The sequence below is a fragment of the Cupriavidus sp. DB3 genome (assembly GCF_020418465.1).
Classification (GTDB): domain Bacteria; phylum Pseudomonadota; class Gammaproteobacteria; order Burkholderiales; family Burkholderiaceae; genus Cupriavidus; species Cupriavidus cauae.
Window position 1 is genome coordinate 695,776 of the sequence record NZ_JAIZPL010000001.1, and the last position, 14,689, is coordinate 710,464.

10 protein-coding genes and 1 pseudogene are annotated in these 14,689 nt (G+C 68.3%); 4 read left to right on the forward strand and 7 right to left on the reverse strand.

Going from position 1 to position 14,689, the window contains the following annotated elements; all coding sequences use genetic code 11:
• Window positions 1-52: 52 nt before the first annotated feature.
• Window positions 53-598: a DUF2938 domain-containing protein gene (locus tag K7G19_RS02970; RefSeq protein ID WP_226105687.1), complete on the reverse strand. Its 546-nt coding sequence runs from the start codon at window positions 596-598 to the stop codon at window positions 53-55.
• A 101-nt stretch (window positions 599-699) separates the two neighbouring features.
• Here K7G19_RS02970 and K7G19_RS02975 point away from each other — a divergent pair.
• Window positions 700-1,092, forward strand: a pseudogene (locus K7G19_RS02975) (helix-turn-helix domain-containing protein); the annotation flags it as partial.
• Window positions 1,093-1,296: 204 nt separating this feature from the next.
• Here the strand turns inward: K7G19_RS02975 and K7G19_RS02980 are convergent.
• Window positions 1,297-3,039 carry an ABC transporter ATP-binding protein gene (locus K7G19_RS02980; protein WP_226105689.1) on the reverse strand — a complete coding sequence of 581 codons (1,743 nt, stop codon included), beginning with the start codon at window positions 3,037-3,039 and terminating at the stop codon, window positions 1,297-1,299.
• Between the two features lie 236 nt (window positions 3,040-3,275).
• On the opposite strand from K7G19_RS02980, the gene K7G19_RS02985 reads away from it, so the two are divergent.
• Together K7G19_RS02985 and K7G19_RS02990 are read left to right on the forward strand one after the other, a co-directional pair.
• The gene (locus K7G19_RS02985) at window positions 3,276-4,400 is read left to right on the forward strand and encodes an alkene reductase (protein WP_226105691.1); all 1,125 of its coding nucleotides are present in this window, start codon (window positions 3,276-3,278) and stop codon (window positions 4,398-4,400) included.
• Between the two features lie 61 nt (window positions 4,401-4,461).
• Entirely contained in the window at window positions 4,462-5,418 is a 957-nt protein-coding gene (locus tag K7G19_RS02990) for a TIGR03571 family LLM class oxidoreductase (protein WP_226105693.1), read from the forward strand.
• A gap of 35 nt (window positions 5,419-5,453) precedes the next feature.
• Here K7G19_RS02990 and K7G19_RS02995 read toward each other — a convergent pair whose 3' ends face one another.
• The gene (locus K7G19_RS02995; protein ID WP_226105695.1) at window positions 5,454-8,093 is read right to left on the reverse strand and encodes a glycoside hydrolase family 3 protein; all 2,640 of its coding nucleotides are present in this window, start codon (window positions 8,091-8,093) and stop codon (window positions 5,454-5,456) included.
• Between the two features lie 399 nt (window positions 8,094-8,492).
• Between K7G19_RS02995 and K7G19_RS03000 the strand changes: the two genes are divergently transcribed.
• On the forward strand, window positions 8,493-8,813 hold the full coding sequence (locus K7G19_RS03000; protein WP_226105697.1) for a hypothetical protein: 321 nt from the start codon (window positions 8,493-8,495) through the stop codon (window positions 8,811-8,813).
• 89 nt (window positions 8,814-8,902) lie between these two features.
• On the opposite strand, the gene K7G19_RS03005 is transcribed toward K7G19_RS03000, so the two are convergent.
• The 4 genes from K7G19_RS03005 to K7G19_RS03020 form a co-directional block, all read right to left on the reverse strand.
• Window positions 8,903-10,669 (reverse strand): biotin carboxylase N-terminal domain-containing protein, encoded by a 1,767-nt coding sequence (locus K7G19_RS03005; protein ID WP_226105699.1) that lies wholly within the window; start codon window positions 10,667-10,669, stop codon window positions 8,903-8,905.
• 123 nt (window positions 10,670-10,792) lie between these two features.
• The gene (pxpB, locus tag K7G19_RS03010) at window positions 10,793-12,448 is read right to left on the reverse strand and encodes a 5-oxoprolinase subunit PxpB (protein ID WP_226105701.1); all 1,656 of its coding nucleotides are present in this window, start codon (window positions 12,446-12,448) and stop codon (window positions 10,793-10,795) included.
• Between the two features lie 27 nt (window positions 12,449-12,475).
• Window positions 12,476-13,231, reverse strand: coding sequence for a LamB/YcsF family protein (locus K7G19_RS03015; RefSeq protein ID WP_149315917.1), 756 nt, complete (start codon window positions 13,229-13,231; stop codon window positions 12,476-12,478).
• 11 nt (window positions 13,232-13,242) lie between these two features.
• Entirely contained in the window at window positions 13,243-14,490 is a 1,248-nt protein-coding gene (locus tag K7G19_RS03020; protein ID WP_149315918.1) for an MFS transporter, read from the reverse strand.
• Between the last annotated feature and the right edge of the window lie 199 nt (window positions 14,491-14,689).

The window sequence follows — 14,689 nt, forward strand, 5'->3', positions numbered from 1 at the left end:
GGCCGGTTTCAGCGCCCGGCATGGCGTCGATCGAGCTACGTAGCTCCAGCGGCTACGCGCCGCAGAATCCCGGCAGTCCGATCTGCGATCCTGCCAGCGCGCCGTTCAGCACCAGCATCAGCCTGGCCGACGCGTAGAGGCCAAGGCCAAATACGCCGTGCGTGACGACGCTGCGCAAGCGCGCGACGCCGGGCTTTGGCGTACGGCGGGCCGCAATGCCGGCGCCCATGCCGGGCTGCATCAGCAGGAAAGGAAACACCACACTGGCGAGACCCACGATCAGCGCGGGGCCGATGGTCGGACGGCAGGCCCACTGCGGCCCCCATACCGCCAGCAGCACGGCGGCGAACACGATGCCGGTCACGTAGTGCGCGGTCCAGCCGATCAGGCGTTCGGCCGGAATCGCCGGCGCCTGTTCGATGGCCTCGTGGCGGAAGCGGCCGCGTGGCATGTGGCCGAGCCAGCGGCCGACCATGCCGTAATCCAGCGGCTTCATGCCGAGCCAGTGCTTTTGCGCGAGGCCCCAGAGATCCATCGCCAGCGTTGCGCCGGCGCCGATGGCCACGGCCAGCAGCAGCAAACGGGCAGCGTCATGCATGGGCATCCTCCTCATTCATCGTCGGCTCCTCGCAGTTGCATTCCAGGTCCATGGAAGCCATCATGGCACTTCAAGTCAACTTGAAGTCAAGGGCCGCGGAGATGGACATTGCCGAAGTGGCGCAACGATCTGGCGTTCCCGCCTCCACGCTGCGCTTCTATGAGGAAAAGGGACTGATCGTGTCGGTCGGCAGGCGCGGATTGCGGCGCGTGTTCGAGCCGGCCGTGCTGGACCGGCTGGCGCTGATCGCGCTCGGGCAGGCGGCGGGCTTTTCGCTGGACGAGATCGGGTTGATGTTTGCCAGCGACGGCCGGCCGCGCATCGACCGCGCGCGGCTTTCCGCCAAGGCCGACGAACTGGACCGGACGATCCGCCGGCTGACGGCGATGCGGGACGGGCTCCGGCATGCCGCGGTCTGCCCGGCGCGGAGCCATCTGGAGTGCCCGACGTTCCGGCGCATGCTGCGCGCCGCGGCGGCGGGCGCGCTGGGAAGCGGCACGGCGACAGGCCCGGCGCGCGCGAGGCCCGTCGCTATCCGTTCAGGGTCCGGCAAATCGCGGACAGATAATGCGCGTACTGCTGGCGCGCGTACTGCTGGCCCGCGTACTGATCAGCCGCGCACAGCCAAGGCACGTCCAGATAAGGCTCGCACAGACACGGGCCGCACAAGCGGGCGCCGGAACGATCGCTGAGCCGATTCAATGCGCCCGCCTGGCGAGCACCTCGTCGCGCGGCCCGGCATCGACGACCTTGCCACTCTCCATCACCACGATCGAATCGAACCGCGCAAGCAGGCTGGGCCGATGGACCGACGCGACGATGCAGGCGGATGGAAAGGCGGCATCCATGCGATCGAATACCCTGGCCTCGGCCTGCGGGTCGAGCGCGCTGGTCGGCTCGTCGAGCAGCAGCAGCGAGCTTCCCTGCGCCGCGAGCGCGCCGCGGGCCAGTGCCAGCCGCTGCCGTTGACCGCCCGACAGGTTCCCGCCGCGCTCGTTGATGGCGCTGGCGAGGCCGTCGGGAAGGCGGTGCAATACCTCGTCAAATCCGCCCGTATGCACGGCGCCGGTCAGCGCCGCCGGGTCCACCGGCAAGCCGAAGGTCAGGTTCTCTTCGACGCTGGCCTCGAAGACCTCGGCCTCCTGCGGAATCAGCGTGGCCAGCGTACGCAGCTCGGTCCAGCCCACCGCCGCGCCATCGCGCCGCAGTTCGCCGTGCTGCGGGTGATAGAGCCCGGCGAGCGTCCGCAGCAGCGTGCTCTTGCCACCGCCGCTCGGGCCGATCAACGCCACGCGCGCGCCACGGCGCAGCACCAGGTCGATGCCATGCAGGCCGCCGCGCGCCCCATCGGCGTAGTGCACCGTGGCGCCGCGCAGCTCCAGCGTCTGCCACGGGGCATCGGGCACCACGGCCGGCACGGCGGCGTCCGGATCGCCGGGCGCCTCCCAGATCGGCTCGGCACTGCCGTAGTCGGTATGCATCCGCGCGAAGCTCTGGAAGTTCGCCGCCATCGAGCCCACCACGGACGCGGCCTGCTGTGCGTACTGGTAGATCATGAAGACGGTACCCAGCGGCACCGCCTGCCCCGGCGAGCGCTCCTGCAGCACGTACATCACCACCAGGATCCAGGTCAGCCCCATGCCGAGCAGGTCCACCGCGAACCATTTGCCCTCGTTGACCATCACCGCGCGGCGCAACGGCGCCATCACCGCCGCCATCCGGCGGCCGAGCAGCGTGCGCGACGCGGCCTGCAGGCGCAGCCCGATCACGGTGCCGGCGTTGCCGACAAAGTCGAGCAGCGCGGCGGCATAACGGCGCTCGGCGTCGCTTTCCGCGCGGGCCAGCTGCATCAGCGTGCGGTCGAAGCGCAGGATGATCAGGGCGATCACCACGTAGCCGGTGACCGCGATCAGGCCGCTGGTGCGCGAAAGCATCGTCAGCGCGACCAGCGGGCCGACGAAATTGAAGGCGTTCTGCAGGTAGACGAACTGGTTCTGCGCGAAGTCCGACAGCGCGCGGCTGGACTGCACCACGCGGTGCTGCAGCTCGCCCGAATGCCGGCCATCGCGCCAGGCCAGCGGTGCCGCGGCGATGCGCGCATAGAGCTGGTCGCCCAGCCGCTCGCGCACGCGCACACCCACGTTGCGCTCGAGCACGCGGCCCGGACCGTGCAGCAGCCACGACAGCAGGTAGATGCCGACCAGATAGACGATCCAGCGGCCCGCCTCGGCGATGTTGTCACGCTGCAGCGCGTTGATCGCCTGCGCGGCGAGCCATGGCATGGTCAGCCGCAGCAGCTGCGCGGCAGCCAGCAGGCCCGAAGCCCCGACCAGCTGAACCCGCACGCCGCGGGCGTGATGCCATAGCGCCCGATAGAGATCGCGCGCCGCGCCGGCAAGGCCGATCGCTGGTTTACGGGGGGTGGAATTCGACTCCGTCATCAAGCCCTCATCGCTTTTTGTTCGGTGCCCTCAGGCGTGAACCGTCCTGGATCGACGGCCCGGACGAAGGATACCGCCCCTGTATCGCCAGGCCAGGCATGACCCTTGACCCTCGCGCAAGAATCATTTGCCCGTGACCGGGTGTTTCCACACGCATGCGTTCCCCACAATGGCTGCATCGCACATCGGCATGGCCCGCCGCCACGCCGGTCCGCAACCGAAACCGAGAGGAACCCATGCTGTTTACGCCCTATCGCCTTGGCAACCTGACCACCGAGAACCGCATCGTGATGCCGCCGATGACCCGCTCGCGCGCGGGCGATGGCGGCGTGGCGACCGACCTGATGGCCGAGTACTACCGGCAGCGCGCTTCGGCCGGCCTGATCATTTCCGAAGGCACGCAGATCAGCCAGCAGGGCCAGGGCTACGCATGGACGCCGGGGATCTACACGCGGGAGCAGGTTGCCGGCTGGCGCAAGGTCACCGACGCGGTGCACGGCGCCGGCGGCATCATGTTTGCCCAGCTCTGGCACGTCGGCCGTGTATCCCACACCTCGCTGCAGCCGGGCAATGCGGCCCCGGTGTCGTCGTCCGCGCTGGTGGCCGAAGGGGTCAAGGTCTTTATCGATGTGGAAGGCAAGGGTCCGGCCGGCGGCGCCGGCGAGATGGTCCAGCACTCGGCGCCGCGCGCGCTGACGATTCCGGAGATCCACGGCATCGTCGCCGACTACGCGCAGGCCGCACGCAACGCGCTCGACGCGGGCTTCGACGGCGTCGAGCTGCATGGCGCCAACGGCTACCTGATCAACCAGTTCATCGATTCGCAGGCCAACGCGCGCACTGACAAATACGGCGGCTCGCTGCACAATCGCCTGCGCTTTCTGAAGGAGGTGGCGCAGGCCGTGACCGACGTGGTCGGCAAGGATCGCATCGGCGTGCGCCTGGCCCCGCTGACCACGCTGCAGGGCGCGGTCGACGACACGCCGGAAGCCACCTACCTCGCCGCCGCGCACGCGCTGGGCAAGATCGGCGTCGCCTATATCCACATCGCCGAGGCCGACTGGGAAGACGCGCCGGTGATGCCGCCCGCCTTCAAGGAGGCGCTGCGCGAGGTCTATCCCGGCACGCTGATCTATTCGGGCAACTACAACAAGGCGCGCGCCGAGGAAGCGCTGGCGAAGGGCTGGGCCGACCTGATCGGGTTTGGCCGCAGCTTTATCGGCAATCCTGACCTGCCCTACCGGCTGCGTCACGACCTGCCGCTGAATCCGGGCAATCGTGCCAACTATTTCGGCGGCGCCGCCGCGGGCTATACCGACTACCCCGAGTACGCGGCAACCGCGGCTAGTGCTGCCGCCTGACGCGGCCCGTCATCGGCTCAGCATCAGAGGCAGGCCCGCGCGCCTGCCTGGAGAATCTGTCATGTCATCGGCATTGGAAACATTGACTTCGGGCGGCTTCAGCATCGGCGTGGAGCTGCCGCTCGACAACGACTGGTCGCCCGCGGGCCAGGCCGCGCGCCAGCGCGACGGGCGCCTGCCGGGCGAGCCCGATCTGTCGGCGCATCGCGCGCTGGCGCAACTGGCGGACCGCGCGGGCTTTCGCGCGCTGTGGGTACGCGACGTGCCTTTGTACGATCCGCACTTCGGCGACGCTGCACAGGTCTTCGAGGCCTTTTCCTACCTCGGCTATCTGGCCGGCATCACCGAGCGCATCCTGCTCGGCACGGCGGCCATCGTGCTGCCGCTGCGCGATCCCTATCTGACGCTGAAGTCCGCCACGACCATCGACCAGCTCAGCAACGGCCGGCTGCTGCTCGGCGTGGCCAGCGGCGACCGGCCGGTGGAATACCCGATCTTCGGCCGTGACTTCGACAACCGCGGACAGAATTTCCGCGAGCAGGTGGCGCTGCTGCGCAACGGCGGCGCCGACCTGCCGAGCGGGATCGCGCTGTTGCCGCGCCCCACGGGTCCGCTGCCCCTGCTGGTGGCCGGGCTGGCGCAGCAGACGCCGAGCTGGGTCGGGCAGCATATGGACGGCTGGCTGGCCTATCCCGGAACCCCGCAGGACCATGTCCGCCGCAGCGCGCTATGGCGCGAGGTCGCCGGCGACAAGCCCTACATCAGCTTCATCCATCTGGACCTGCTGGCGGACCCGGATGCGCCCATGCAACGGCACCGCTTCGGCGGCGCGGTCGGGCGCCACGGCCTGATCGAGGAACTGCACGCCATGCGCGAGGCCGGCGTGCGCCATGTCGGCCTGCATTTCCGCCGCAGCCAACGGCCGGTCAGCGACGCGATGGAGGAAATCGCGGCCTACGTGCTGCCGCATTTCCATGCGGAGGCCGATCGGCAGGGGCCCGGCGCCATGGCGGCATGACGGCATGACGGCATGGCGCCATGACCAGCATCGGGCTATGGATGCACCGGCCCCAATCGAACCAGTTCCGGCGCGGGCAGCGGATTGCTGACCCGCGTATTGGTGACCGATCGGAACAGATTGAACAGCTGCCCGCGCAGACGAATGTCCTGGGACGATGCACCGACCAGGACGTCGAACGCACCGGGGTCCGTCACCCACGCATTGCGGGCGGCATCGTAGTACGCCAGCGAGCGCTGGTCGAGATAGACGGTCACGCGCTGCGTCTCTCCCGGCTGCAGGAAGACCTTGGCAAAGCCCTTCAGCTCCTTGACCGGACGCGGTACGGCAGAGCCGGATTGCGCGACGTAGACCTGCGCCGCCTCCGCGCCGGCGACCTCGCCGGAATTGGTGATATCGAACGACACCGCGACGCGCCCGCTGCCGGCGGCAATGCCGGGCGACACGCTCAACGCGCCGTAGTTGAAGCGGGTATAGGACAGCCCGAAGCCGAACGGGAACAACGGCCTTCTACCGCTGCGCTCGAAGCCCCGATAGCCGACGAAGATGTCCTCGGTGTAGGTCATCGCGCTGAAGTTCAGGTCGTTCGATGCCTGCGGATAATTCGCGTAGGTTGGGTTGTCCGTGATCGACCGCTCGATCGTGATCGGCAGCTTGCCGGAGGGATTGACATCGCCGAACAGGATCTCGGCCAGGGCCTGGCCGCCGTTCTGTCCCGGATACCAGGCGTGCAGCGCCGCGCCGACCCCATCGATCCAGCCTTGCATGTCGAAGCCGGTGCCACCGTGCAGCACCGCGATCGTGCGGGGATTGGCGCGTGACAGATTGGCGATCAGCTCGTCCTGGAACTCCGGCAATGTGAACGGATGATCGAAGCCCTCGCCCTCGTATTCGGCGCTGTGGCCGGCCGCGACCACGACGGCATCGAAGCCGGACAGGTTCGGCGGCGCCTGCAGCGACGCCCAGCTGAGCTGCGCGCCCAGGAAACCACCGAACACGGCGATATATCCGGGCCTTGCCGAGTAGTCGAATTGCACGTTGTAGGTCTGGCCCGCCTGCAGCATCACCCGCGCATTGACGGGAATGGTCGGCGGGATGACATTGCCGGGCAGCGGATTGCCGTCGCCGTTGTCCATCACCAATTGCCCATTGATGTAGAGGCGGACGGCCCCGTTCGCACGCGCCTTGAATACGTGCGCACCGCTGACGGTGGGCCGGATGGTGGCGGTCCAGCGCACCGACGCCGGCTGCGCCGTGCCGCCACCGCCATAGACCGGACCGCGGTAATCGCCGCTCTGCGGCGCCCCGCCGGACGTGTCCAGATTGATCATCGGTTCGACGCGGGTAAGAACCGGCGCGCCGCTCCAAGTCGGGTTGGCGTAGTACTGTGCCTGCACGCCGGATGCGCCGCTGGGCGTGGTCCATGCCGAGCGCGCGGGATCGAGCGTGACGGCATCGAGCAGCACGATATTGGCGCCCGTGCCGGCGATCTGCCGCAGGCCGTCGATTTCGCTGATATACCGCGCCGCCGCAATATGGGCACTGCCGAAACCGGTCGGCGGCGCGCCGGTGGCGAGCTTGCCCACCACCGCGATATTGCGTGCCGTCTCGCGGCGCAGCGGCAGCAGCTGCCCCTCATTCTTCAGCAACACGATGCCTTCGCGCGCCACGTCCAGCGCCGCCCGTTCGGCAAACGGCGGATGCGATTCGCCGGTTGCCGCCGGCACGCCGCCAATGAAGCCATAGGCGACCAGACGGCCGAGAATGCGGCGCACCTTGTCGTCCAGCGTCGCCTGGCTCAGCTGTTCGTTCGCCAGCAGCGCGCCAAGCGCGCCCGGCGAGAAGATGTTGGCGGACGGCCGCTCGATATCGACGCCGGCCACTGCCGCGGGCAGCGTGTGCTTGAGCGCGGCATAGTCCGATTCCACGAAGCCCTTGAAGCCCCACTCGTTCTTCAGCGTCTGTTGAATCGCCGCATGGCTTTCGCAAACCGGATTTGCACCATTGAGGCCCTGGAATCCACACATCACGACGGCAACGTTGGCGTTCTTTACCGCCGACTCGAACGGCACCATGTAAATCTCGCGCAGTGCCCGCTCGCTGACCGTTTCCATCAGGTTGAAGCGATTGACCTCCTGCTCGTTCGCGATGTAATGCTTGGCGTCGGCCCAGACGTTCTGCGACTGGATGCCGTTGATCTGCGCGGCACCGAGCACGGCGCCAAGGAAGGGATCCTCACCCGCCAGATACTCGAAGGCGCGCCCCGAGAACGGCGTGCGATACATGTTCAGCCCGGGGCCGGCGATTTGCTGGAAGCCGCTCAGACGCGTTTCGAGGCCGAGGCCCACGCCCATCTGCTTGGCGCGATCGGCATTGAAGGTCGATGCCAATGCCGGGCCCGCGGGATAGGCAACGCCCACAGGATTGCTGAGCCGCACGCCCAATCCTGCATCGCTTGCCTTGATTTGCGGCAGCCCGAGACGCGGCAACGGTTTGATGTCCCACGCGCCCGTGCCGCTGACGTATTCGAGCTTCTCGGCCAGCGTCATCTGCGCAAGGATCGATTGCACGATCGCATTGATCTGCGCGTCGGTGGAAGGCGCTTGCGCAGGCACCGAATGCGCAGCGAGGACGCCCGCGCCGATCAGCGCGGTCATGAGGAAACGAGCACGCATGATGCCTCCCTTGCGCAGCGATGCCGCGGCATTGAAGGGCGCCGAGAAACGGCGCTTAGGGAGACGGTAGTGCGCGCTGCGCGAAAGAGAAGATGCGTAACGTTCCGTTACAGAATTGAACTTTTACCGCGCGGGCTTTGTTGCAAGACTGGATTGGCGCGCGTCGATGCCGTCCTTCTTCGCGTCGATCTATCAGGCAACGAAGCGTGCAGTCCGCAAACACGTACGCCAATTCGTACGCCAACACGTACGCAGGCACGTACGCAGGGACGTACGCAAGTTTGATTCGCCTTATCGAGCCGCAAGCCGACACCGCGGCGCACGCAGTGCGAACATGATGCGAGCAGCGTGCGAACGCTGCTCGGAAGCATCCTCGATGCCATATCGCAGGAGGTAGAGATGGCTCTGCATCGCAGGCGCAGAATCCGCACGGTATGTCGTGCCCTGGTGCGGAAAGGCAGTATCGCGGCGCTCGCCTTCGGTCTGTCGTTCGGTCTTGCCGCATGCGGCGGCAGCGATTCCGGCGATTCGTCGGTGGGCCTGAACCAGGCCCCGGCCGCGACCGGCAGCAGCGACGGCGGGACCGCAGGCATTGGCGCCAACCCCGCCGTCGATCCCTCGCAACTGGTATCGCCCGTCAGCCAGGCTCCGGTGGGCCAGCAGACGGTGCGGCCGACGGAAACGCCGCCGGGACAGGATCGCAATCCGCCAAGGCATTGAGGCATTGAGGCATTGAGGCATCGATGCATCGAGGGCATTGAGGCACCGCCTTCAGTCTTCGGCTCCCGCCATCGCAGCGCCGATGCGTTTCACTCGATGCGTGCCAGCGGTGCGCCCGCGGCCAGGAACGTACCGGCCGGAGCCTGCCAAGTCAGCCGGCCCGTGCGATGCGCGTGGACCTGCATCTCCATTTTCATCGCCTCCATCACGGCGATCAGATCGCCTTCCTTGACCTCGTCGCCGATCGCGACTTTCCACGCCTGCACAGTGCCGGCGATGGGCGACGGCAGTTCGGCTGCGTCGGTGGCGTCGGTGGCGTCGGCCGCATTGGCGGCATTGATGAGGCCCGCCTGCGCGGCATCCATAGCGCCGTCGCCGGCCGGCGCATTGGCCAATCCGCGAAGCAGCTGAGCCGGCAAGCCCAGCACCATGCGGCGCCCGTCGATCTCGATGGCCGTGCGCAGCAGGCTGCCGTCGGGCTGGGGCTCGGCACGCGCGGCCGCGGCCAGCGGCTCGGCGAAGTCCGATTCGATCCAGCGCGTATGGACCTTGAAACCGTCCGTGCCGACGAAATCCGCGTGATCGATCACGGCACGATGGAACGGCAGCACCGACGCCACGCCCTCGATCCGGAATTCGCGCAGCGCACGACGCGCGCGCGCCAAGGCCTGTTCTCGCGTCGCGCCGGTGACGATCAGCTTGGCCATCAGCGAGTCGAAGGTACCGGGCACGACCGAACCGGACTGCACGCCGGAATCGACCCGCACGCCCGGGCCTGAGGGCGCATCGAAGCGCTGCACCGGTCCGGGCGTGGGCAGGAAACCGCGGCCAACGTCCTCGGCATTGATGCGAAACTCGATCGCATGTCCCAGCGGCGCCGGGGTGTCGGTGATCGACAGCGGCAGGCCATCGGCCACGCGCAATTGCTCGACGACCAGATCGACGCCGGTGGTCTGCTCGGTCACGGGGTGCTCGACCTGCAGCCGCGTGTTGACCTCGAGGAACGAGATCGCGCCGCTGGCGCTGAGCAGGAATTCGACCGTGCCGGCGCTGGTGTATTCGGCCGCCGCGCAGATGTCGCGGGCCGCGGCGTGGATGCGCGCGCGCTGCTCCTCGCTGAGGAACGGCGCGGGGGCCTCTTCGACCAGTTTCTGGTTCCGGCGTTGCAGCGAGCAGTCGCGCGTGCCGACCACGACCACGTTGCCGTGCCGGTCTGCCAGGACCTGCGCCTCGATATGGCGCGGCCTGTCGAGGAACTGCTCGACGAAACATTCGCCGCGGCCAAACGCGGTGACCGCCTCGCGCACCGCCGAGGCATAGAGCTCCTCGACCTCGTCCATGCGCCAAGCGATCTTCATGCCGCGGCCACCGCCGCCGAATGCGGCCTTGATGATGATCGGCAGGCCGTGCCGTTCGGCGAAGGCCAGCACCTCGCTGGCGTCGGCGACCGGCTCGGGCGTGCCGGCCACGAGCGGAGCCCCGACCCGCAGCGCGATCTTGCGCGCTTCCACCTTGTCGCCGAGCCGCGCGATCGTCGCCGGCGACGGGCCGATCCACGTCAGCCCCGCGTCGATCACCGCCTGCGCAAAGGCCTCGCTTTCCGACAGGAAGCCGTAGCCCGGATGCACGGCATCGGCGCCGCTGCGGCGAGCGATGTCGAGCAGCTTGGGGATGTTCAGATAGGTGTCGGCGGGACGGTCGCCGTCCAGGCCGTAGGCCTCGTCGGCCAGGCGCGCATGCATCGCGTCGATATCGGCGTTGGCATAGACGGCCACGGAGCCGACGCCATAGTCCGCGCAGGCGCGAACGATGCGAACGGCGATCTCGCCACGGTTGGCAATCAGGACTTTCTTCATCGCGAATCTCGGTGCGGGTCTGGGTGCGAATCTCGGTACGGGTCTCGGTACGGGTCTCGGTACGGGTCTCGGTACGGGTCTCGGTGCGGGTCTCTGTGCGGGTCTCGGTAAAAGAGCGCCCGCTCAGCCGGCGGACGGTTGCAGTTCTTCGAAGGGGCCGATCGGATTGAATCGCAGCCACGCCCCGACCGGAATCTGGCCGGCGCGATCCAGATGGTGAGGCGCCACGGCGCCGATCACCGGATAGCCGCCGGTCAGCGGATGGTCGGCGAGGAACAGGATCGGCTGGCCGCTGGGCGGCACCTGCAGCGCCCCCAGCGCGGTGCCTTCGCTGGGCAGCTCGCCGGTGATGGCGCGTTCCAGCGGCGCCTCGCCCGCCAGCCGCAGGCCCACGCGGTTGGACTGCGGCGTGACCTGCCAGCGTTGCGCGGCCAGCCGCGCGACCGACTCGGGAGTGAACCAGTCGGTGCGCGGGCCCAGCACCACGTCGAGCACGACGTCTTGCTCGATCGTGGGCAGACCGGTGGCGGGCTGCTCGGGCATGCCCACCACTGCGCCGGCCGGCGCAGGCAAGACGCCAAGCACGTCGCCCACCGACAACGGCGCGGGCCCGATGCCGGCCAGCGTATCCGTCGCGCAGCTGCCCAGCACCGGCGCCACGGCAAAGCCGCCGCGTGCCGCCACATAGCAGCGGGCGCCGGCGACCGGCTGGCCGATGCTCAGCGTGTCGCCATCGGCCAGGGCCACCGCCTGATGCGTCGGCACGCGCCATTGGCGGCCATCGGCGGTGCGCACGGTCAGCGGTGCGTCGGCGCCGGTAACGGCCAGCACGGTATCGCCGTCGCTCTGCAGTTGCAGGCCGCCGCCGACGGTTTCGAGCGCGGCGCTGTCGCCTCGATTGCCGACGAGGCGGTTCGCCATCCGCAGCGCCGCCCGGTCGAGCGCGCCCGAGGCCGACACGCCCTGCCCGGCCTGGCCGTGCCGGCCGAGGTCCTGGAATACGGTCTGCAATCCGGTGCCCTTGACCTTCAGTGCCGCGGCGCAGGCCGCACTGCCCGGCTCCTTGCGCAGCGCAGCCGCAGTCCCGGCGTCGGGCACAGGCGCGTCCACGCGCGCCGTCGCCATGTCCGCCGCTGTGTCCGCCGCTGTGTCTGCGGCATCTTCCAGCGTCGCCATATCGACGAAGCGCACCCGATATCCGGGTTGCAGCAGCGCCGGTTGCGCGCGGTCCAGATCCCACATCGCCACCGGCGTCGTGCCGATGATCTGCCAGCCGCCGGGGCTTGCCTTCGGATACACGCCGCTGAAGGTGCCGGCCAGACCCACCGCGCCGGCGGGAATGCGCGTGCGCGGCGTACGGCGGCGCGGCACGTCCAGCGACGGATGGCCGCCGCTGAGGTAGGCAAAGCCGGGCGCGAAGCCGGTGAAGGCCACCGTGTATTCGCTGCCGGTGTGGCGGCGCACGACTTCGTCGGGCGTGATGCCGAGCAGCTCGGCGACCTCGGCCAGGTCCTCGCCGTCATAGCGAACCGGAATCTCGATCAGCGTATGGCTGCGTTCGACCCGCTGCGACAGGTCGCGCGCGGCGATGGCGCGGACAAGCGCGCCTGCGCTGGTCGCCCACGGGCGGTAGTGCACGAGAATCGTGCGCGCGGCGGGCACCAGCTCCGCCACGCCGTGAAGCGGGTCGCGCTGCAGCGAGGCCAGCAGGGCCAGCGTCTGGTCCAGGTCGGCCAGCTCGACCAGCAGCGCATTCGAGGAAACGGGCAGGAAACGCAAAACAAGCTCCAGATCGGGCCTTCTGACTCAGGCGAACGCAGACACCTTGACGCCGTCGCGCTCGAGCGCGTCGCGCACCGCGCGCGCCATCTCCAGCGCGCCCGCGCTGTCGCCATGCACGCAGATCGATTGCGCTTCGACGCGCGCCACGCTGCCATCGATGGCGACCACCGTGCCTTCCCGCACGAGCCGCAACATCCGTTGTGCGACCTCGTCGGCGTCGTGCAGCACCGCGCCCGGTTCGCGGCGCGATACCAGCGTGCCCTGCGGCGTGTAGGCGCGATCGGCGAAGGCCTCGGCAATGACACGCAGGCCCGCATCCCGCGCCCAGCCCACCAGCGGCGAGCCGGCCAGCGCAACCAGCGCCAGTTCGGGATTGAACTTGCAGATCGCGGTGATCACGTCGCGTGCCTGGCGCTCGTCGCTCGCGATGGTGTTGTACAGCGCGCCATGCGGCTTGACGTAGCGCACCGCGGTGCCGACCGTCGCCGCCATCCCCGCCAGCGCGCTGATCTGGTAGAGGACGTCGGCGATCAGGTCCTCGCTGGCGACATCCATGTTGCGGCGGCCGAAGCCCTGCAGGTCCGGATACGAAACGTGGGCCCCCACCGCGACGCCGCGCGCCTTCGCGGCCTTCAGCGTCCGCAGGATGCCGGCCGGATCGCCGGCGTGGAAGCCGCAGGCCACGTTGGCGCTGCTGACGATGTCCAGCATGGCGGCATCGTTGCCCATGCGCCAGGCGCCAAAGCTCTCGCCCAGATCGCTGTTCAGATCGATTTGCATGGCGCCGGACCTCAATGCGCGGGCTCGGCTTCGCCCAGGAGTTCGCGTCCGCGCGTTTCCGGCAGCAGCAGGCAGGCGACGACGACCAGCCCATAGGCGCCGGCGGCGAGATAGCCGATGGCGACGCCCAGCGACATCGTCGCGCCCATATGCCCGATCATCGCCGGGAATACCGAACCGACCGCGCGCCCGAAGTTGTAGCAGAAGCCTTGTCCCGAGCCGCGGATATGGCTCGGATACAGCTCGGTCAGGTAAGCGCCCATGCCGGAGAAGATGCCCGACAGGAAGAAGCCCAGCGGAAAACCGAGCACCAGCATCGCGGCGTCGGTGATGGGCAGCTGCGTGTAGCAGATCACCAGGATCGCCGCGCTGACCGCGAACAGCATGAAGCAGCGCCGGCGACCCAGGTGGTCGGACAGCCAGGCGCTGGTCAGGTAGCCGGCGAACGAGCCGGCGATCAGCACCATCAGGTAGCCGCTGGTGTTCAGCACCGACAGGTTGCGCTCCATCTTCAGGTAGGTCGGCAGCCAGGTCGTCACCGAGTAGTAGGCGCCTTGCATGCCGGTTGCCAGCAGGCTCGCCAGCACGGTCACGCGCAGCACCCCCGGCTTGAAGATCAGCATGAAGTTGTTGCTCTGCCCGGTGACGGCGAGCTTGGCCTGGGTCTCCCGATACACCTTGGGCTCGCTGATGTTGCGGCGGATATAGAGGATGAAGACCGCCGGCAGCACGCCGATCCAGAACAGCACGCGCCACGCGTATTGCTGCTCGAACACCGCGTAGACCGCCCAGAAGGCAATGGCCGACAGGCCCCAGCCCACCGCCCAGCTGCTCTGCACCAGTCCGACGGCCTTGCCGCGATGGCGGGCGCGGATCATTTCGGCGATCAGCACGGAGCCGACCGACCATTCGCCGCCAAAGCCGAGCCCCTGCAGCATGCGCGTCACGAACAGCTGCTCGGGCGACTGCGTGAAGCCGCTGAGGAACGTGAAGAAGCTGAACCACAGCACGGTCAGCTGCAGCACGCGCACGCGGCCGTACTTGTCGGCCAGGATGCCGGCCAGCCAGCCGCCGATCGCGGAGCTGATCAGCGCGCCCGTCGCGATATAGCCGGCCTCGGCCTTGGTCATGCCCCATACCAGGATGAAGGTGGGGATCATGAAGGTGTAGATCATGTAGTCGAAGGCATCGACCCCATAGCCGACGAAGGCGGCAAAGAGCGTCTTGCGCTCTTCCTGCGTTGTTTCTTTAAGCCACATGGTTGCGCTCACTCGGGATAACGGCAAAACGTGGGGATGCTCGTCGCGCGGTTTGATGACGCCGCGGCGACGACGTCGAGGCAGTGAGCGGGACCGCCAACCAGCCGCCCCTCCACCGCAGCGCTGTTTGGCAAGGCACGTGCCATGTTGATGTATCTGCACGTATTGACTCAACCACCGTGGATAGATTGTTCAACAA